Below are 18,634 nucleotides of genomic sequence, written 5' to 3' on the forward strand. Positions count from 1 at the left end.
TCGCGAAACAGCTTATTTATAATATCATCTCTGACCTGTCTTGTCAATAACTTGTATTGATTTTAATTTTCTTTTTTTATAATATTTTTAATAGTATTTCTTCTCTCGATTTATCTAAAAAAAGAAGAGTAAAACTCCTTACTCTTCTTCATCTTTATTTTTATTTTCAATTCTTTCTTTGACTTCATCGTAAGATAGGGCATGATTATCTTCTTCTGAATCTCCAAGAGAATCCTCCGGCATCTTACCAGTCTCATAAATTGACTTGATTTGTGCAGCATCAAGTGTTTCATACTTAAGCAAAGCTTCTGCAATGAGAGCATGTGTTTCTCGGTTTGCATTGATAATTTCAGTTGCTTTGTCATGTGCCTCAACTAAAAGTGATCGAATTTCTTCGTCAATAAGTTGAGCTGTATGAGCTGAGTAAGACTTATCTGTCGTAAATTGTCCTGGATTCATCGCATGATTACCTTCATATTGGACTGGTCCAAGTTTTTCGCTCATACCATATTCAGTAACCATTGCACGTGCTAACTGTGTTGCTTGCTCAAAGTCATTTGAAGCACCTGATGTTTGAACGTTGAAAATAATTTCTTCTGCAACACGTCCACCCATAAGACCTGCCAATTGTTCTTTTAGCTCATCTTTAGATGACAACATCTGATCCTCTTTTGGTAGAGAAATCATATAACCACCTGCGCGACCTCGTGGAACAATAGTAACCTTGTGAACATCACGAGCGCTAGAAAGTGTTAAACCAACAATTGTATGACCGGCTTCATGGTAAGCCACAACTTTACGTTCGTGTTCTGAAACTTGGCGGTCTTTCTTAGATGGTCCAGCAATAACACGATCCTCTGCTTCGTCGATATCACTAGCATCAATTTTAGTCTTACTACGTCGTGCAGCAACTAGGGCTGCTTCATTCAAGACATTCTCTAAGTCAGCTCCAACAAAACCTGGAGTTTGTTGAGCAACAACTTTAAGGTCAACATCTTCAGCCAATGGTTTATTCTTGGCATGGACTTTCAAGATAGCTTCTCGGCCTTTTACATCTGGGCGACCAACAAGAACTTTACGGTCAAAACGTCCTGGACGTAGGAGGGCTGGATCAAGAACATCACTGCGGTTGGTTGCAGCAATGACAATGATATTCTCATTTCCATCAAAACCATCCATTTCTATCAACAGTTGGTTAAGGGTTTGTTCACGTTCGTCGTTACCGCCGCCCATTCCAGTACCACGACGACGGCCAACCGCATCGATTTCATCAATAAAGATAATAGCACGTTCGGCCTTCTTAGCGTCTTCAAAAAGACTACGAACACGACTTGCTCCGACACCGACAAACATCTCTACGAAATCAGAACCTGAGATACTAAAGAAAGGAACATCTGCTTCACCAGCAACAGCTTTAGCAAGCAGAGTTTTACCTGTCCCTGGAGGGCCTTCAAGGAGAACACCCTTAGGGATACGTGCACCAAGTGCTTTATATTTACGTGGATTTTTGAGGAAATCTACGACTTCTACAAGTTCTTCTTTTTCTTCTTCCGCACCAGCCACATCTGTGAAACGAACTTTAATATTCTCTTTTGATTGAGTCTTAGCACGGTTGCGGCCAAAATTCATAGCACCGCGGTTACCGCCTTGATTCATCATGAAAAGGAAGAAAATAGCAATCCCAATCAAAGGTAGGTAACTAAAAAGATATGAAATCCAAGCACCACTTGAACTTTCACGTATCATTTTAACATTAACATCAGCTGCTTCTGATGCTGACTGCAATTTCTGCATGGTTGTTTCATTCTGCAGCACAGTCGATGTAAAGCTACGTGTCTCTGATGATGCACTACCTAAAAATGGGAGACTAAGGTCAGTATCAACCTTTTCAGCCTTTTTGTAGCTACCTTTAACTTCAATGATACTACCGTCTGGCTGATAAGTGATAGATTTTACCTTACCATCTTCAATTTTCTTAACCAACTGTGTGTAAGACAATTGTTGACTTGGGCTTTGGCTTCCTCCTGCAAAGTATTGTACTCCGGTTACAACCGCAATAATAACTATGATGTAGAGAAAAGCGTTCCGTAAGAAGCCATTATTATTTTTATTATTCATAAATTAATTAGACCTTTACTTATTTTGTATAAATTTCTTCTTTTAGGACACCAACATAAGGGAGGTTACGGTATTTTTCATCATAGTCTAGTCCGAAACCAACGATAAATTCATTAGGAACATCGTAACATACGTAATCTGCCTCAATATCAACAACACGACCTTCTGGTTTATCAAAAAGAGTTGCGATTTTGACTGAATTGGCTTTACGGTACTTGAACATATCTCGAAGATAAAGGAGCGTACGACCTGTATCAATGATATCTTCAATAAAGATGATGTCTCGTCCTTCAACATTAGTGTCAACATCTTTAAGAATCTTTACTTCACCACTGCTGACAGTTCCACCACCATAACTTGAAACGACCATAAAGTCCATCTCAATATGGGTATCGATATGTTTGATAAGTTCTGCCATAAATGGAACAGCACCTTTCAAAACACAGACTAGTAGAGGATTTTTCCCCGCATAATCCTCTGTCAATTGTTGTCCTAGTTCTTTAGTTTTAGCTACGATATCCTCTTGGGAAAAGAGGACTTTTTTAATGTCTTTTTCTAACATTTGGGTTCCCTTTCTCGAAGTCAATATTCTGTTATTATACCACTTTTACTTCAATCATCGTTATTTGAACATGGTATTTGATTAGAAATTCTTATAAATGACTACAGTGCCATAGAGTATAGCATTTTCAGGTCTTTTTTTCAAATAGAGACGCCCAGCAACATAAAGAAAAATAATCTGATCATCTTGTTCTCCTATAATGGCTTTTTGACGATCCTTCTCTAAAATCTTATTGTCTATAAATAGTCGTCTTAATTTTTTATGGTGACTACCAAGGTCAATCTTATCGCCTTCTTTTCTATGACGAATCACTATTGGGGAATCTGACCAAATACTAATAGTATCTGCGTTAGAAACGTCATTGAATTCTGAAAAAGTCAAGGTATAATTCTCAAACTCAACAGATTTTCCAAATTCTAAGAGACAAGAAGGGGATAAAGAGATAGCCTCTTCTTTCCTTATTAGGAAAGAAGTCTGTGTTTTTACTAGTTCGTAACCATTTTTTAGGGGAATCTTTCCTGAACCATTTTTCCTTAGATAACTTATCAATTGATTAAATTGGCCTTTAGAAAGCTGTAAATCAGGAAAGGTATCTAAATAGTTCTGAAGAAGAAAGAGCTGGACAGGATCTGACTGTTGCTGAAAAACAGATAAATCAGTAATAGTAATATCCTTTGTTAACTCCCCTAAAGCTTGCTTCATAAGACCAATCTCCTCGGCTAAAAGACAAAGGTGCTCCTTAAATTTAGGATTTTCCTGAGATAAGGTAGGAAGATAGGACAGTCTGATGCGATTCCGAAGATAGGCTAGTGACGTATTACTCCTATCTTCAAAATGGAAAGTTACGGGAAGCCAATCTTTCGTAAGATGCAAAAAGGGGCGAATAACCTGACCAGTACCAAATGGTCTGATAGCTGAAATTCCTGTCAGGTGTCTTAAACGACTTCCTCTCAACAGTCTCATAAAAATCGTCTCTGCTTGATCATCTGCATGATGGGCTGTTACAAGAGCAGAGTAATCATAATCTTTCATGACCCGCTTAAAAAACTCATAGCGAAAGGTACGGGCAGCATTTTCTGAAAACTTTCCTGAGAAGGCACTATAGTGAAAAGGGACCTTATGTTCCTTTGCCCAATGACGTAAATACGCTTCTTCATGCTCCGACTCTTGTCGTTGTTTATGGTTAACGTGAGCAATCCCCAACTGAATATCCAAATCTTTTTGATGGTTATACAAAAAGTGCAGCAAACTCATAGAGTCTGCTCCACCTGATACTGCTACTAAAATTTTCTTGTGCTGGTTAAAATAACCCTTGGCTTGCATCATTTTTAACAATTTTTGTGTCATTATTTTAAAATTCCATAAACATCATCTGCAATTGAGGTGATCTTGTCATAGCCCTCTTTATCCGTAAAAATCGATAGAATAAAGGGAGAATCTGCATAAACAATAGCGACGTCATGTTTAAAGTCGTAGGCATCACCAATTTTATGAGCGACGGGAACATCAATGTTTTTGGAAATACGTTCGCCATCATAGTCCGTACTTGAAAGATAATTGATAATATCTCCATTTTGTCTATAAACAGCCTCCATCAAAGTACCTGCGGCTCTAGCAGTCAACTCCTTTTTATCCATATTCCACGAAGTCGCTGCGGCTTTATCTACTGATTTTTGGAAGGCCTTGTCATACTGATTGGTTACATAATAGCCTAATATATTTGTCGCTACATTATCTGAGTTTTGGGCTACAGCCTTTAACAGATTTTCCAAGCTATAATTCTTATCATCAGGCATCTTACTAATCTTTCCAGAACCATCTGGATCATAGGCACCTGGAAAACCATTTACAGCAGAGGTATATTGATACTCATCTGATAATGATAATTTCTTTTGAGACAGACGTTCCTGTGCATAATAAAGTACTCCAAGCTTGGCTACGCTAGCTGCATACATGCTTTTTTCGTCATTGATAGCAGCTACTCGGTCCGTATCAAGCTGTTTAACATAAACTGAGATGCGCTCTTGATTGTTATACTTCTCATTAAGGACTTTTTGAACAGCCTCGATGCGATTGTCAATCCTTGACAAATCAGAAGCATTAATCCAACCCTCTCCGTCTACCAAATAGTAGGTCCCTGCATGCGTCTGAGCTGCTTGGCTAACCTTAATGGGTTTAAAACTAGCGAGTTTGGAGTCAGCTTTTTCAGTTCCTAAAACGTAAGGTTCTTTGTATACCGTTAAACCATCTTTAGTCCAGAAGGTCATATCTACTGTTTTTTGATTATAGATACTGTCGTCTACAATTGATTTCTGACTAGCGGCTACATAATCACCATCTTGAAGTTGGAAAACAGGCTCACCTTTAGCATTCCAAAAAATAGCAGAAATCGATAGTTTGGTATCCGCTTGGATACTGGTTTTAAATTCTGTTAAATCCTTGTTCTTATAAGTTAGGATAGTTGTTATCGTTCTTGGGTTTTTAGGAATCTGTTTAAATTGAGTCAAGCTAGCTGTAGTATTTTGAGTCAATTTTTGGACCTGTTTTGGGGTCAGAGTTAGCTCCTTCTCCATAGGAAGTAAGACCAGGGGGCTAGAAGATACAAGCACAACAGTTGCAGCTATTAAGAGCTTTTTCATGCTTGCTTCTTCACCTCCTCTTTCCTCGGTAATTCCGTTTTAAGTTGCTGATTTTTTTCTGATAGTTCCTCTAACTTGGCTTCTGAATAGGTTAAAAAAGTTTCTACAGTTTTTAGTAAATCTTTCATTAGGGTAATAAGCTTGGTACAGGATAGATTGACTCTCCTTCACGTGAATAATAGTACTTAGCACGCGCATATTTCTCGGCGAAAGCATCATCCTTAAGTTTCTTAGCCAAATCCTTTCGTTCCTTTGTCTGATCCGACAATTTATCATAGTCTTTCTGAAGCGACAAGACTTCCTTCTCTTGCTGTTTGATATTCATATAGGTCTCAACCAGATTATAGGTTGGCAAGATAAAGAGTAAAACAACCACAAAGAGAATCCACCCCATAAAGCGATTCCTTTGTTCGTGTTCGGCACGCTCTAATCGTTGCTCTTGATTGGCATTATCAATGTAATCGTTCGTAAGCTGTACAATATTAGGCTTCTTGCTCATCTGCTTCAATCCTTGTTTCACTTATAATCTCGTACATTTTTGCCACATCTTCTTTTTTAGTACTGTCTTTCATTTCTAAAACACGGACAGTTAGAAGTTTATTTCCAAAACGAACTTCCACTTGGTCACCAATTTTTAAATCTGTAGATGACTTAGCGAGTACACCATTTACTTTTATACGTCCTTTATCAGCTACTTCTTTAGCAACTGGACGGCGTTTGATAATTCGTGATACTTTTAAATATTTGTCTAATCTCAATGTTACTGTTTCCTTTTCGTTAGGATATCTCTTCTATGATAGCATTTTTTTGAGAAAATAGGGGACTAAAGCCTTTTCAAGTACAAAAATAAGAGAATCGACACTAGTCGACCCTCTCAGGAGATTTATGAAAAAGAAAAGTTTTAGGATGTTTTATAGTATAGAGAAACTTACTTAAACTTTCCTTAAGCTTCTTTTTTTTCTTTACGTTCTTTGATTTCCATAAATGTCTGTCCAAAAATCTTTAATTCTTCAAGAATCTCATAGTCTTTCTTGTTACGAACATCAAAAGTAATCTCTACTTTCCCCTGATTATCACTGATTTTTGCTTTTAAATGCGTTTTAGAGATAGCTTCGAAATAGTCTTGAGTCAAGAAGAATTTAAGAGAGGCTTTTTCGAAACGAACAATAATAGTATCGTTCTTACGCTCGACTAATTCTGCAAAGGCAGCATCCAAATAGGCCTTAACCAGACCAATCTCAATGAGATAGGCAACTTGGTCTGGATATTCTCCAAAGCGGTCAATAAGCTCATCTTGAAGGTCTTGATAGTCTTTCTGATTCTCAATTTCTCGAATACGCTTATAAATTTCAATTTTTTGGCGCTCGTCAGAAATATAGTCAGAAGGGAGGTAAGCATCAATCTGAAGATTGAACTCTGCATTTCCTTTACGTCGAACTTGAGTTTTACCTTGACGTTTATTGATAGCCTCTTCCAAGAGTTGTGAGTACATTTCAAACCCGACTGAGTCGATGAATCCACTTTGAGAAGCACCAAGAATGTTCCCGGCACCACGAATTGATAAATCACGCATGGCAATTTTGAAACCTGATCCCAGTTCTGTAAAGCCCTTAATAGCATCCAATCTCTTCTCAGAGACTTCCGTCAACACTTTATCAGGACGATACATGAGATAGGCATAAGCAATTCGATTACTACGCCCCACACGACCTCTCAACTGATAAAGAGTAGATAAGCCCATATGATCTGCATTCTCAATAAAGAGAGTATTAACATTGGAGATATCAATCCCTGTCTCGATAATAGTCGTTGCTACCAAAACATCGTAATCACCATTCAAGAAATCCAAGAGGGTATTCTCCAACATAACCTCACTCATCTGACCATGAACAAATCCGATACGTGCTTCAGGGACCAGCTCATGTAGTTCAGAAACTTTTTGATCAATGGTTTCAACACGATTATAAACATAAAAAATCTGGCCGCCTCGGTCCATCTCTCTTAATATCGCTTCTCGAATAAGACTAGGATTGGTTTCCATAACATAAGTTTGAACTGGATAACGGTTGGTAGGTGCTGTCTCAATAATCGACAAATCACGAATACCTAACATAGACATATGAAGCGTACGAGGAATAGGTGTCGCAGTTAGAGTAAGGACATCAACCTTAGCTTTCAACTCCTTAAGTTTCTCTTTATGCTTCACGCCAAAACGTTGTTCTTCATCAATTACTAGCAATCCTAAATCAGAAAACTTAACATCTTTGGACAGCAGGCGGTGAGTACCAATAATAATATCAATACGCCCTTTAGCTAGATTTTCAATAGTCTCATTTTGCTCTTTTTTACTTCTAAAACGACTGAGTTCATCTACCTCAACAGCATGATTTTCAAAACGTTCTTTAAAATTCAAATAGTGCTGATGGGCAAGAACTGTTGTAGGAACTAGGATAGCAACTTGCTTTCCATCATTGGCCGCCTTGAAGGCAGCACGCATAGCTACCTCTGTCTTACCAAAACCAACATCCCCCACCAAGAGACGATCCATGGGTTTGTCTGACTCCATGTCTACCTTAATTTCCTTGATAGAACGCAATTGATCCTCTGTCTCAGCATAGGCAAAATCATCTTCGAAATCCCTTTGGTTATCATCATCTGGTGAAAAAGCAAAACCTTTAAGTTGACTACGCTCAGCATAAAGTTTTAAGAGATCATCGGCAATATCCTCTACTTGCTTGCTTACTTTTTGTTTAGTCTTTTGGAAACGCCCATCATTGAGTTTATTAATTTTAGGCTCTTTTCCGTCCGCTGACACATACTTAGAGAGACTCTCAATCTGCTCAACAGGTAGAGAAATTGTTGCCGCATCCTGATATTGGATGGTCAAGTAGTCACGATGCACCCCTTTAATCTCAATAGTCTCAATACCTTTAAATTGACCGATACCATGAGTCTGGTGTACAACATAATCACCTTTTTCAAGTTCATTGTAATCTTTGAGACGCTCAGCATTGGAAACGTGACTGGCACGCGCACGACGTTTTACTTTTTTATGAAAAATCTCACGTTCAGTGACAAGAACAAGCTTTTCATCCGCAAAGTAAAAACCATTGGATAAGTTACCTAAGACTAACTGAGGCTTATGAGGTATCAAATCTCCAAAACTACTAAGGGGTAAATCTAAATCATATTCTTCCAAGGTTTCCTTCAAAGATTTGAGCTGCTTCTCAGACCCCACTTGTAAAATAACTGTTGCCTTATTCTTGGTATAGCGATGTATTTCATCAACTAGAAGTGGGAACTGGTTAAAGAACTCCTGCATAGGGTATTGCGTGAATTGATACAACTTATCAAATTTAAGATTTCCCAATCCCTTATGAAAATTCGAAAAGAAACTAGCTGGCTGATAGTTACGTAAAGTCTTAAATGAATCCACTAAGTAATTTAGATGACTCAGAGACTTGCCCTGGTGAAGATCCTCAGTTAAAAGATTAGCCACCTCCAACTCAAGACGTCCATTGCGGTCCACTATCTTTTGAAAATCATCAATGAATACAGGAGCTTCCTTTGGAAGGTAGTCAAATAAGGTGTAAGCTTTATCATAAAAGAGAGATAAAAACTTACGCAAATCTTTATGACGGTAACCATCAATCGTAACCGACAGAACCTCCTCAAGGTAAGCCTTATGAGAACCTTCTGCCTTTGAGACCGCACTTTCTAGGGCCTTCTCAGCACGTTGGTAGTCTTCTCTTGTTAAGATAATATCATCTGCCGGTGATACGATAACATGCTCTAAATTGTCTAAAGATTTCTGACTATCGCTATCAAACTGACGAATACCATCAATCTCGTCTCCAAAAAATTCTAAACGGTAGGGGAGTTCTGCAGTCAGTTCATAAATATCTAAAATATCGCCTCTACGACTGAACTCACCAGGTGAGAGAACTTGCTCTACCCTTTGGTATCCAATATGAGTCAGATGCTTACTGAGAGCCTCTAAATCATGTTCCTCCCCTAGTGTTAAGTCAATGCGAGAGTCTTTATAAACCTCAGGATTCGGCAAATGTAACTTAGTACCAACTAAACTCGTAACCAAGATTCCACTTGCCTCTTTATCTATTAAAAAGTTAAGACTTTCGAGACGAGAATGGGTCTTTTCTGGAGAAGCGAAGATAAACTCTGCAGCTACTACATCATCTGCAAAAAAAGAATAAACCTTATCCTCTCCTAAGATAGCTGACAAATCTCCTGTTAGTTGCTCAGCTTCATTTTGTGTTGAAGTAACGATTAGGATCTTGGGAACCTGCTCAGAAAGGGAAGATGCCATGACAACTGCCTTGCTGGAACCAGAAAATCCCATGACCAACTGCCTACTCAATAAGGTTACTTTATCACGCCACTCAAGCAATTGATGATTCTTCTCAAAAAGATCTAATAGGGTATTAGCCATTATAACGCCTCATAGTGTCTTCGAAATCATTTGTTTTAAGGTAATGATTTAGGGCCGTCTCTACCTTGTCTAAAGTCAGTAAAATTGTGGCATAATCATCTTCACTAAATTTTCCAAGGACATGATTAACGACCGTCATTCCTTTCTGTGGGCGACCAATACCAATTTTTATACGGTCAAATTCTTGAGTGCCAGTTTCAGCAATGATAGATTTAATCCCATTATGACCACCTGCTGAACCTTTTTGACGAAAGCGCAATTTCCCAACTTCCATATCTAAGTCATCGTAAATAACGATAAAATCCTCCATGGGAATATTGTAATAAGCTAGCAATGCTCTAACAGCTAGACCAGATAGATTCATAAAGGTCGTTGGTTTCACAAAATAAACCTTTTCATCGTTTAAAAAGGTCGAAGCCACTTCAGCCTTAAAGGTCTTTTCTTCAGAAAAAGTTAATCCTAGTTCCTTAGCCATTAGGTCAATGGCCATAAAACCAACATTGTGACGTGTCTCATGGTATTTTGAACCAGGATTTCCCAAGCCAACTACTAATTTTGTCATTATTTCTCCTCTTTGATAAACAGCAAAAGGACTGAAAAATACTTTTCAGCCTTGTGCACTATTTTTTATTTTCTAAACGTTGAAACGGAATTCCATGATGTCGCCATCTTGAACAACATATTCTTTTCCTTCTTCACGAAGGCGACCAGCTTCCTTAACAGCTTTCTCAGAACCATATTTAATAAGATCATCGTAAGACATGGTTACAGCACGGATAAAGCCTTTCTCGAAGTCAGAGTGGATAATTCCAGCTGCCTGTGGAGCCTTGATGCCTCGTTTAAAGGTCCAAGCACGTACTTCTTTCTCACCAGCAGTAAAGTAAGTTCCAAGACCAAGCAAGTGATAGGCTGCGCGTGTCAGTTTATCAACTCCTGATTCTGTCAAACCAAGGTCTTCCAAGAACATTTCTTTGTCTTCATCATCCAATTCAGAAATTTCTTCTTCAACACGTGCCGAGATAACAACTACTTCTGCATTTTCAGTCGCTGCAAACTCACGAATTTGTTTGACATAATCAATATCATCAGGATTTGCGACTTGGTCTTCATCAACGTTAGCCACATAAAGTACTGGTTTTGTTGTCAAGAGGAAGAGTCCCTTAACAATTTTTTGCTCTTCCTCAGTAAAATCAATCGTACGTGCAGACTTACCATCTTCTAGAACAGGTTTAATCTTTTGAAGAATATTAAACTCTGCCACAGAATCTTTATCTTTTTGTGTACGAGCAATTTTTTCGACACGCGCATAACGTTTGTTAATTGATTCAAGGTCAGCCAAAATCAATTCTAGGTTGATTGTATCAATATCAGCCATCGGATCTACAAAGGCATCCTCACGCCCTTGTTCACGCATAACATTTTCATCATCGAAAGCACGAACCACATGGACAATCGCATCTACTTCACGAATGTTCGCTAAGAACTTATTTCCAAGACCTTCACCCTTTGATGCTCCTTTTACGATACCCGCAATATCTGTGAACTCAAATGTGGTTGGAACTGTCTTTTTAGGGGTAATAAGTTCAGTCAGTTTCGTCAAACGCTCATCTGGTACCTCAACCATTCCGACGTTTGGATCAATTGTCGCGAAAGGATAGTTAGCAGCTTCCGCACCCGCTTTTGTAATTGCATTGAAAAGAGTTGATTTACCAACGTTTGGCAAACCAACGATACCTGCTGTTAAAGCCATTAATTTATTTCTCCATAAAAAAGTAATTCAGTTAATTATAACACAAAAATTGTTAAAAATAGGCAACTTCCCTTTGAGAATCATAAAAAGGAAAGCAAGGCAAAGAATGCTATAAAGAAGATAATTAGGGACTCTAGAAAGTTTTTATATTGCTAGTAAACTAATTTTCTTAACACAAGAACCTCATTATATAGACTCCCCAATGTCTGTTATAAAACCTTCTTAAGTTTCTTTTCGAAATCATGACGACTCATCATAACCACATGATCACAATTCGTACAACGAATCTTAATGTCAGCTCCAAGACGGGTCACTTCCCATTCATTAGCTTTTTTTCCTGTTGCTTTGATGGTACAAGCATGTGGTTTTTTCATTTCAACTAAACTTCCAATTTGGTACATAGACTTCCTCTCTAGTAAAAAAGTTATCCACAGTGGATAACTTTTTCGATTTTAGTTTGTTCTTACAGGTGTAATCAATTGAATAAAATTCTCACTGTCATCTGCTGGCGTCAAAGTAAATGGACGCACTGGTGAAATGAAACGTACACGGACAGTCTCACTCTTAAGAGCTTTCAAAGCATCTATTAGGTAGGTTGGGTTGAAACTAATGACCAGATCACTACCAGAAACATCTTGCACATCAATATCCTCATTCACCTTTCCGACTTCTGGTGAATTAACATGGGCACTGACACTGCCATTGATGATTTCGAGTTTGACGGTACCACTTTGACTAGCATTAGAAATCAAATATGAACGTTCCATAGCAGAACGAAGGCTAGCTGTCTCGAAAACAACTTCTGTTTCAAATGAATCAGACAAGAGACGATTCGTGTCTGGATAATTTCCTTCAAGTAGACGTGTATAGAAAGAAATTGTTTCACTACGGAATAGAATTTGATTTGCTGAGAAGAAAACCTCTATGTTTTCAATATCATCGCTAAAGACTGCCGATAATTCTTTAAGTGAGCGACTTGGGATTACAACATCAAAGTTATCTGCAGAATGCTCCAAAACAAGTTGGCGTTGGCTCATACGGTGAGAGTCAGTTGCTACAGCTTTGAGATCTTTATGATTTGAAAGAACGAAGTGAACACCGGTTAAAATTGGACGACTTTCTTGGGTGCTTGCTGCGAATGAAGTTTCAGCAATGATAGATTTTAACACTTTTGTGTCCATGAGTAATGGCGTCAAGCTATCAACTTCCTGAATACGGGGATATTGTTCAACATCTTTCCCTTTCAAGGTAATTTCTGATTTACCACTTTTCAGTAAAACTTGGTATTGTTCAATTTCTTCAAAAGTAAGGGTAACATCAGGCAAGCTTGAGACAACATTAATGAAAAAGTTTGCTTCCAAAAGGATACTACCTGGCTGTGTAATTAAGAGGCCTGCATTTTCTTCTGAAACTGAGATACTATTTTCAATTGAGATTTGCCCATTTGATCCTGTCAAATAGATACCATCACTGGTAACTTCGATTTTAATCGTTGATAGAATTGGGATAGCATTTTTAGAAGAAATAGCACGGCGAGTTGTATGAAGTGCTTGTAAGAAATAAGCTTTATTAATCGCAAATTGAATCATGATGCTCCTTTATTTTATTAGTATTATTTTAGTAGTAGTAGTAGGTCTTGTGGACACTGTGCATAAGTGTACAAAACATAGTTTTATCAAGGCTTTAAACTTGTGCACAGCCTGTGGAAAAGTTTGTATAATTTTTAATAGTTATCCACAAGTATTATTTTATCTTGTTTTTGATGGTATCAATTTCAATGCGTAAACTGTCATCTTGAGCAATCATATTTTTGATTTTATTGTATGCATGTAAGACAGTTGAGTGGTCTCTTCCTCCAAATTCTTTTCCAATTTTTGGAAGGGAGTTATCAGTCATTTCACGCGCAAGATACATGGCTACCTGACGTGCCAAGACAATATTTTGTGTTCGTTTAGTTGCCTTAATCTCTTTTACTGTGACATTATAAAATTTTCCTACTTCAGTTTGGATATCCTCAATCGGAATAAGAGTTAACTTAGGACTATCCATTTTACGTGCGCGAATGGCTTCAGCAGCTACCTCAACTGTGATAGTATCTAACTGGCGAACATTGGCAACTAAGCTAATATCTTTTAAGGCCCCTTCTAAGTCACGGACATTTGAATCAAATTGGCCAGCTAAATACTCAATTGTTTCAGGAGGAAAATGATAATCATAGTCCATAATCTTATTAGTAAGAATGGCCACTCGCGTTTCAAAGTCAGGTGGTGTGATGTTGACGGTTAACCCCCATTTAAAGCGCGTGACAAGACGCTCTTCCATCTCGTTCAATTGATCTGGATTACGGTCGCTGGTCAGGACAATTTGTTTATTATTATTGTGAAGGACATTGAAAGTATTGAAAAATTCCTCTTGAGTGGCTTGCGTTGATTTTTTAGCCAATGATTGAATATCATCAATTAAGAGAACGTCCAGATGACGGTATTTTAGTTTTAGTTCATCCATTTTATCTAAACGGATATGGACAACAAATTCATTAATGAAATTCTCTGCAGTAATGTATTTGATACGTGCTTGAGGATTATCATGTAAGACCTTGTTACCAATGGCATTGAGTAAGTGAGTTTTTCCGAGACCAGGTCCTCCATAAATAAATAGAGGGTTATACGTAGCTCCTGGTGAATCAGCTACAGCTAAAGATGCAGCAACTGACCAACGGTTTTCATCTCCCTGAATAAAATTATCAAAGGTGTACTTACTATTTAAGTCAGAGTCCAATGTAGGAAGAGCAGGTGTTTGCTGTTCCTTTTTATTGCCAAAGTCATTGTTTGTTACAGTTGAATTTGCCTCGTTTAAGAGTGCTTCGTCAAAGACGTACTCAACTTTGATTTCACTATTATAGGCTTCAAAACCAGCCATCAAAATGAAAGATTGCATATTCTTTTCCCAGAATAGCTTTTTGACTTCTTCAAGCAGAATTGTAGCAACGTTATCTTGAACTTTGATGAGCTTGGTATCCAGGACATAATAATCAAAAGTGGCTTGTGTTAGTTCCTCTTTGGCCAGCTCTAAGAGCTTATTCCAAAAAAAATGCTCTTTTTCGGTCATTCCATCAATTCTCCTTCTTTATTCTTGTTCTCTGATTCTATCATAAAACAAAAAAGTTTTCCACAGGTCCGAAGATAAAAGTTCCTTAAGTTATCCACAAGGGAAAAAAGACAATTCACATTGTGCACAAGAGTTATCCACAAGTTGTGAATAAAAAAAGAAACCCTCTCAAATAAAGGGAGGGCAACCATTTTATGATGTGGATAAGTTTGTTTCTTTTTTCTCCTCAATTCACAGGTCAAATAAGCTTGTTGATAATTCTGTTAAAATCTTCTTCCGTCGAAAAGTGGATCTGAATAGTTCCAGAGTGATTTTTGTGATAACGAAGAGTAACGGGGAGACCAAGTGATTTTTCCAGTTCTTTTTCTTTATCTTTTATATGAATATCTTTTTTTGATTTTTGTTTTTTTGGAAGTTCTTGAAGTCTTTTTTCCAGGGTACGAACTGACCATTTTTCAGTAAGGACCTGATGATAGATAGTTAATTGCTTTTTTGTATCCTCAACAGCTAAAAGTGCTCTAGCATGTCCTTGACTCAGTTTGCCATTTTCGATACTCGTCTGTATCTCTTGGGGAAGTTGGAGGAGTCTGAGAGAGTTACTGATATAGGGTCTGGATTTTCCCATAGCTTTCGCCAGTTCCTCGTGACTATAAGCTAGCTCATTAATTAAATTACGATAGGCCTTTGCTTCTTCAATGGGATTGAGATTCGATCGTTGTAAATTTTCAATAATAGCTTGTTTACGGCTTTCTTGATCTGTAACTTCCTTTACAACTGCAGGGATTTCTGTCATTCCTAGACGTTTACAGGCACGTAAACGTCTTTCCCCAGCAATTAGTTCATAACCAATAATATCCGATTTTCGGACAATGATTGGCTGTATCAGTCCATTTTCTGAGATTGATTGGCTTAGCTCTGCTAATTCTTCATCAGAGAACTCTATACGAGGTTGAAAAGGATTGGGATAGATGTCACTAATAGGTAAAGCTTTGAGTTGTTCTTGCATGTTATTCCTTTCCAAAAAAAGACCTTTACATTATTGTAAAGGTCTTTTGACAGATTTGTCAATGACTTAGTCAGACAAGTCTTCTGTAGATTTTGTTAATTTAAGTTCTTCAGTTTTCTTCTCTTTACCACGATAGAAGGTTACCTTGATTGTATCTCCGATACTATGGCTGTAAAGATTGGTTTGAATATCAGTTTTTGAGCTGATTTCCTTACCGTCAATTTCAGTGATAACATCATTTTCTTGAAGTTTACCGTCAGCTGGCATACCTTTTTGAACGCTGCCGACTACAACTCCAGCTTTCACATCATCTGGTAAATCTAATTTAGAAGTTGCACTGCTAGAAAGGCTGTTAAGATCGGCCATTGAGATTCCTAGGGCTGGTCGTGTAACTTTACCGTCTTTTTCCAATTGATTGATGATTTCGACAACATCGTTTGATGGAATGGCAAATCCCATACCTTCAACGGCGCTACCAGCGACTGCTGACGTTGATGAAATTTTACTTGAGTTAATACCGATAACTTGTCCTTCGATATTGACTAAGGCACCACCTGAGTTACCAGGGTTAATGGCAGCATCTGTTTGAATAGCATTTGTTGAAACAGTTTCACCATTGTCGTTTTGCATAGTTACGGTACGGCTAAGGCTAGAAACGATTCCCTCTGTTACTGAGTTGGCGTATTCGGTACCAAGTGGGCTACCGATAGCAATTGCCTTCTCACCGACTGTGAGAGAGTTTGAGTCTGCAAATTCCGCTACGGTTTTAATTTTATCTGAAGAAACTTTGACAACTGCTAGGTCAGAGTAAGTATCTTTACCAACGAGTTCACCAGTAATTTTTGATCCATCTGAAAGCATGATTTCAAGTTTTTTAGCGCCATCGACAACGTGGTTGTTGGTTACGATATAAGCCTCTTTACCATCCTTTTTATAGATAACACCGGAACCTTCACCAGCGACTTGTAACCCATCAGAATCTTTTGATTTGTCTTGGCTAGAGTCAGAACTATCATCTCCACCAAAGATACGGCCATAAAGTTCATTTAGAGAATCTGAAGATGACCCTTCTTGGTAATTGATGACAGAAACAACAGCATTTTGTACTTTCTTAACAGCTTTAGTTGTATCTGTTGTATTATTGTATACGGTCTTAGCTGTTTTAACACCTGTATCTGTTGAATTGGTAAAAGATACCCCTGCTGCTGTTAGTAGGATAAAGGCACCTAGCAAACCACCGAGCAAGCCAATAACAAGCATTGCAATTGGCGCTACTATTTTTTTCCAGTTAAATTTTTTCACGTTTAGTCCTCCTTTTTGATAAGCATATCAAAGTAAGCTTAATTATATCATAAAGTGATTTTAAAGAACAGTTATCAACAGTCTGTGGATAAGTTTCAAAAAGTGTAGATAAAAAGCGATTTTATAGGGATAACTATAGATGCTTGACACTAAAAAGGTGTGGATAAGGTGTTAAAAGATTGTGGATATGTGCTATAATAAGCCTATGAAAGTTAAATTGATTACCGTTGGAAAATTGAAAGAAAAATATTTGAAAGATGGCATTGCGGAGTATGTCAAACGACTAGGACGCTTTACAAAATTTGAGTCTATAGAATTAACGGATGAAAAGACGCCAGATAATGCAAGCGAAGCTGAAAATAAAGCTATCTTAGACAAAGAGGGACAGCGTATCTTGGCTAAAGTAGGTGATCGTGATTATGTCATTGCCTTAGCTATTGAAGGAAAACAATTTCCCTCAGAGCAATTTGCTAAAGAGTTAGAGCAAGCGACTCTTAGAGGCTATTCAGATATTACTTTTATTATAGGGGGAAGTTTGGGACTCTCTCCTACAGTGAAAAAGAGGGCTAATCAATTAATGAGTTTTGGTCTCTTAACGTTCCCTCATCAGCTTATGCGCCTTGTATTAGTAGAACAAATTTATCGCGCATTCATGATTCAGCAGGGAAGTCCTTACCATAAGTAGAAGAAGGAAACAGACATGTTCAGAATGAAAAAACGCTCCTATCGTGTTTTTGAAGGATTACGGGTAGCAACTCTAGTAAGTTATATAGGGGGTTTCATTGATGCCTATACTTACAATACTCAAGACGGACGATTTGCAAGTATTCAGACAGGTAATCTCCTTTATTTGGTTATTCATCTTGTTGAGGGGCATATTGCAAGAGCTTTCAGCTATGTGATACCTATTTTTTTCTTTGTTTTAGGTCAGTTTTTTGTTTTTTTTGTTAAGAAGTGGCTCATTAACCATAAATGGGGATGGCATTTGCAAGCGATTAGACTTGCCTTTCTCTTGATGACTATTCTCGCCATCATTACACCTTACGTTGATTCTACTATTACGATTGCGGGCTTGGCATTTTTTGCCTCTCTTCAGGTAGGGATTTTTAAACGCGTCAGAGGGGTAAATTATGCTTCCTTCATGATGACTGGTAATATTACGAATACCTCTTTAACCGTTGCCAGGGCTATTGACGAGGGGGATCCCAAAGTGCTTAAACAAGCTTCTTACACTACTATTATCATCTTTACATTTATGGTAGGAGTTGCAGCCTCAACTTGGTTTGCTCAATATTTACATGAATACAGCCTATATACGACTTTGCTTCCCTTATTTGTTTTAAATTATTTCCTATTTATCGAGGCAAAAGAAAAACGCAACTAGAGGTTCTAGATTGCGTTTTTTTATCTGATCCCAGCAGGATTCGAACCTGCGACCGTTCGCTTAGAAGGCGAATGCTCTATCCAGCTGAGCTATGGGACCAATAACTCTATTAGTTTACAAAATATATAGCAACATGTCAATACTTTGTAAAAGCAAGATAAAAACTAACGTAAAATTCGAATAAATTTAGCAAAATTTAATATTTTTTTGAAAAAAAGTATAGACAAAATCGAATACTCTGATATAATAATAAGAGTGTTAACGAGATAAAAATCTCAGAACTTGGTCCGTTGGTCAAGGGGTTAAGACACCGCC

The 18,634-nt window shown here is 37.8% G+C and carries 17 protein-coding genes and 1 tRNA gene; 2 read left to right on the forward strand and 16 right to left on the reverse strand.

Going from position 1 to position 18,634, the window contains the following annotated elements; all coding sequences use genetic code 11:
- Nucleotides 1–138: 138 nt before the first annotated feature.
- From ftsH to HMPREF2877_RS03170, 15 genes are all read right to left on the reverse strand, one after another.
- Nucleotides 139–2,118, reverse strand: coding sequence for an ATP-dependent zinc metalloprotease FtsH (gene ftsH, locus HMPREF2877_RS03095; RefSeq protein ID WP_070578638.1), 1,980 nt, complete (start codon nucleotides 2,116–2,118; stop codon nucleotides 139–141).
- 19 nt (nucleotides 2,119–2,137) lie between these two features.
- Nucleotides 2,138–2,680: a hypoxanthine phosphoribosyltransferase gene (gene hpt / locus HMPREF2877_RS03100; RefSeq protein WP_002883962.1), complete on the reverse strand. Its 543-nt coding sequence runs from the start codon at nucleotides 2,678–2,680 to the stop codon at nucleotides 2,138–2,140.
- A gap of 81 nt (nucleotides 2,681–2,761) precedes the next feature.
- Complete coding sequence (tilS, locus tag HMPREF2877_RS03105; protein ID WP_070578641.1) at nucleotides 2,762–4,027, reverse strand: tRNA lysidine(34) synthetase TilS; 1,266 nt, start codon at nucleotides 4,025–4,027, stop codon at nucleotides 2,762–2,764.
- Nucleotides 4,027–5,319 carry a serine hydrolase gene (locus HMPREF2877_RS03110; RefSeq protein ID WP_045772062.1) on the reverse strand — a complete coding sequence of 431 codons (1,293 nt, stop codon included), beginning with the start codon at nucleotides 5,317–5,319 and terminating at the stop codon, nucleotides 4,027–4,029. Before HMPREF2877_RS03110 ends, tilS begins: the two co-directional genes overlap by 1 nt.
- Entirely contained in the window at nucleotides 5,316–5,447 is a 132-nt protein-coding gene (locus HMPREF2877_RS03115) for an SP_0009 family protein (protein ID WP_002883955.1), read from the reverse strand. The genes HMPREF2877_RS03110 and HMPREF2877_RS03115 overlap by 4 nt, the downstream gene beginning before the upstream one ends.
- The gene (locus HMPREF2877_RS03120; protein ID WP_002886276.1) at nucleotides 5,447–5,818 is read right to left on the reverse strand and encodes an FtsB family cell division protein; all 372 of its coding nucleotides are present in this window, start codon (nucleotides 5,816–5,818) and stop codon (nucleotides 5,447–5,449) included. Before HMPREF2877_RS03120 ends, HMPREF2877_RS03115 begins: the two co-directional genes overlap by 1 nt.
- Nucleotides 5,802–6,077 (reverse strand): RNA-binding S4 domain-containing protein, encoded by a 276-nt coding sequence (locus HMPREF2877_RS03125; RefSeq protein WP_070578644.1) that lies wholly within the window; start codon nucleotides 6,075–6,077, stop codon nucleotides 5,802–5,804. The genes HMPREF2877_RS03120 and HMPREF2877_RS03125 overlap by 17 nt, the downstream gene beginning before the upstream one ends.
- Nucleotides 6,078–6,262: 185 nt before the next feature.
- Nucleotides 6,263–9,769, reverse strand: coding sequence for a transcription-repair coupling factor (mfd, locus tag HMPREF2877_RS03130; RefSeq protein WP_070578646.1), 3,507 nt, complete (start codon nucleotides 9,767–9,769; stop codon nucleotides 6,263–6,265).
- Nucleotides 9,762–10,331 carry an aminoacyl-tRNA hydrolase gene (pth, locus tag HMPREF2877_RS03135; protein WP_002886273.1) on the reverse strand — a complete coding sequence of 190 codons (570 nt, stop codon included), beginning with the start codon at nucleotides 10,329–10,331 and terminating at the stop codon, nucleotides 9,762–9,764. Before pth ends, mfd begins: the two co-directional genes overlap by 8 nt.
- A gap of 72 nt (nucleotides 10,332–10,403) precedes the next feature.
- The gene (gene ychF / locus HMPREF2877_RS03140; protein WP_002883967.1) at nucleotides 10,404–11,519 is read right to left on the reverse strand and encodes a redox-regulated ATPase YchF; all 1,116 of its coding nucleotides are present in this window, start codon (nucleotides 11,517–11,519) and stop codon (nucleotides 10,404–10,406) included.
- A 209-nt stretch (nucleotides 11,520–11,728) separates the two neighbouring features.
- The gene (locus tag HMPREF2877_RS03145) at nucleotides 11,729–11,920 is read right to left on the reverse strand and encodes a DUF951 domain-containing protein (protein WP_002886272.1); all 192 of its coding nucleotides are present in this window, start codon (nucleotides 11,918–11,920) and stop codon (nucleotides 11,729–11,731) included.
- 51 nt (nucleotides 11,921–11,971) lie between these two features.
- Nucleotides 11,972–13,108, reverse strand: a complete 1,137-nt coding sequence (gene dnaN / locus HMPREF2877_RS03150) for a DNA polymerase III subunit beta (RefSeq protein ID WP_002886270.1) — start codon at nucleotides 13,106–13,108, stop codon at nucleotides 11,972–11,974.
- 154 nt (nucleotides 13,109–13,262) lie between these two features.
- The gene (dnaA, locus tag HMPREF2877_RS03155; protein WP_037611169.1) at nucleotides 13,263–14,627 is read right to left on the reverse strand and encodes a chromosomal replication initiator protein DnaA; all 1,365 of its coding nucleotides are present in this window, start codon (nucleotides 14,625–14,627) and stop codon (nucleotides 13,263–13,265) included.
- A 238-nt stretch (nucleotides 14,628–14,865) separates the two neighbouring features.
- A complete protein-coding gene (locus tag HMPREF2877_RS03165; protein WP_045769300.1) occupies nucleotides 14,866–15,633 on the reverse strand; it encodes a ParB/RepB/Spo0J family partition protein in 768 nt (255 codons plus the stop codon).
- Nucleotides 15,634–15,699: 66 nt separating this feature from the next.
- Nucleotides 15,700–16,935 carry a S1C family serine protease gene (locus HMPREF2877_RS03170; RefSeq protein ID WP_013991347.1) on the reverse strand — a complete coding sequence of 412 codons (1,236 nt, stop codon included), beginning with the start codon at nucleotides 16,933–16,935 and terminating at the stop codon, nucleotides 15,700–15,702.
- 205 nt (nucleotides 16,936–17,140) lie between these two features.
- Between HMPREF2877_RS03170 and rlmH the strand changes: the two genes are divergently transcribed.
- Nucleotides 17,141–17,620 carry a 23S rRNA (pseudouridine(1915)-N(3))-methyltransferase RlmH gene (gene rlmH / locus HMPREF2877_RS03175; RefSeq protein ID WP_014632473.1) on the forward strand — a complete coding sequence of 160 codons (480 nt, stop codon included), beginning with the start codon at nucleotides 17,141–17,143 and terminating at the stop codon, nucleotides 17,618–17,620.
- A 15-nt stretch (nucleotides 17,621–17,635) separates the two neighbouring features.
- Nucleotides 17,636–18,319: a YoaK family protein gene (locus tag HMPREF2877_RS03180; protein WP_013991345.1), complete on the forward strand. Its 684-nt coding sequence runs from the start codon at nucleotides 17,636–17,638 to the stop codon at nucleotides 18,317–18,319.
- A 25-nt stretch (nucleotides 18,320–18,344) separates the two neighbouring features.
- On the opposite strand, the gene HMPREF2877_RS03185 is transcribed toward HMPREF2877_RS03180, so the two are convergent.
- A tRNA-Arg gene (locus tag HMPREF2877_RS03185) sits at nucleotides 18,345–18,418 on the reverse strand.
- Nucleotides 18,419–18,634: the final 216 nt, after the last annotated feature.

It is taken from the genome of Streptococcus sp. HMSC072D03, assembly GCF_001812855.1.
Taxonomy (GTDB): Bacteria; Bacillota; Bacilli; order Lactobacillales; family Streptococcaceae; genus Streptococcus; species Streptococcus salivarius_D.

Coding starts and splice junctions, on each gene's coding strand:
- ftsH (WP_070578638.1), bottom strand. CDS start 2,118: ATGAATAATAAAAATAATAATGGCTTCTTACGGAACGCTTTTCTCTAC.
- hpt (WP_002883962.1), bottom strand. CDS start 2,680: ATGTTAGAAAAAGACATTAAAAAAGTCCTCTTTTCCCAAGAGGATATC.
- tilS (WP_070578641.1), bottom strand. CDS start 4,027: ATGACACAAAAATTGTTAAAAATGATGCAAGCCAAGGGTTATTTTAAC.
- HMPREF2877_RS03110 (WP_045772062.1), bottom strand. CDS start 5,319: ATGAAAAAGCTCTTAATAGCTGCAACTGTTGTGCTTGTATCTTCTAGC.
- HMPREF2877_RS03115 (WP_002883955.1), bottom strand. CDS start 5,447: ATGAAAGATTTACTAAAAACTGTAGAAACTTTTTTAACCTATTCAGAA.
- HMPREF2877_RS03120 (WP_002886276.1), bottom strand. CDS start 5,818: ATGAGCAAGAAGCCTAATATTGTACAGCTTACGAACGATTACATTGAT.
- mfd (WP_070578646.1), bottom strand. CDS start 9,769: ATGGCTAATACCCTATTAGATCTTTTTGAGAAGAATCATCAATTGCTT.
- pth (WP_002886273.1), bottom strand. CDS start 10,331: ATGACAAAATTAGTAGTTGGCTTGGGAAATCCTGGTTCAAAATACCAT.
- ychF (WP_002883967.1), bottom strand. CDS start 11,519: ATGGCTTTAACAGCAGGTATCGTTGGTTTGCCAAACGTTGGTAAATCA.
- HMPREF2877_RS03145 (WP_002886272.1), bottom strand. CDS start 11,920: ATGTACCAAATTGGAAGTTTAGTTGAAATGAAAAAACCACATGCTTGT.
- dnaN (WP_002886270.1), bottom strand. CDS start 13,108: ATGATTCAATTTGCGATTAATAAAGCTTATTTCTTACAAGCACTTCAT.
- dnaA (WP_037611169.1), bottom strand. CDS start 14,627: ATGACCGAAAAAGAGCATTTTTTTTGGAATAAGCTCTTAGAGCTGGCC.
- HMPREF2877_RS03165 (WP_045769300.1), bottom strand. CDS start 15,633: ATGCAAGAACAACTCAAAGCTTTACCTATTAGTGACATCTATCCCAAT.
- rlmH (WP_014632473.1), top strand. CDS start 17,141: ATGAAAGTTAAATTGATTACCGTTGGAAAATTGAAAGAAAAATATTTG.
- HMPREF2877_RS03180 (WP_013991345.1), top strand. CDS start 17,636: ATGTTCAGAATGAAAAAACGCTCCTATCGTGTTTTTGAAGGATTACGG.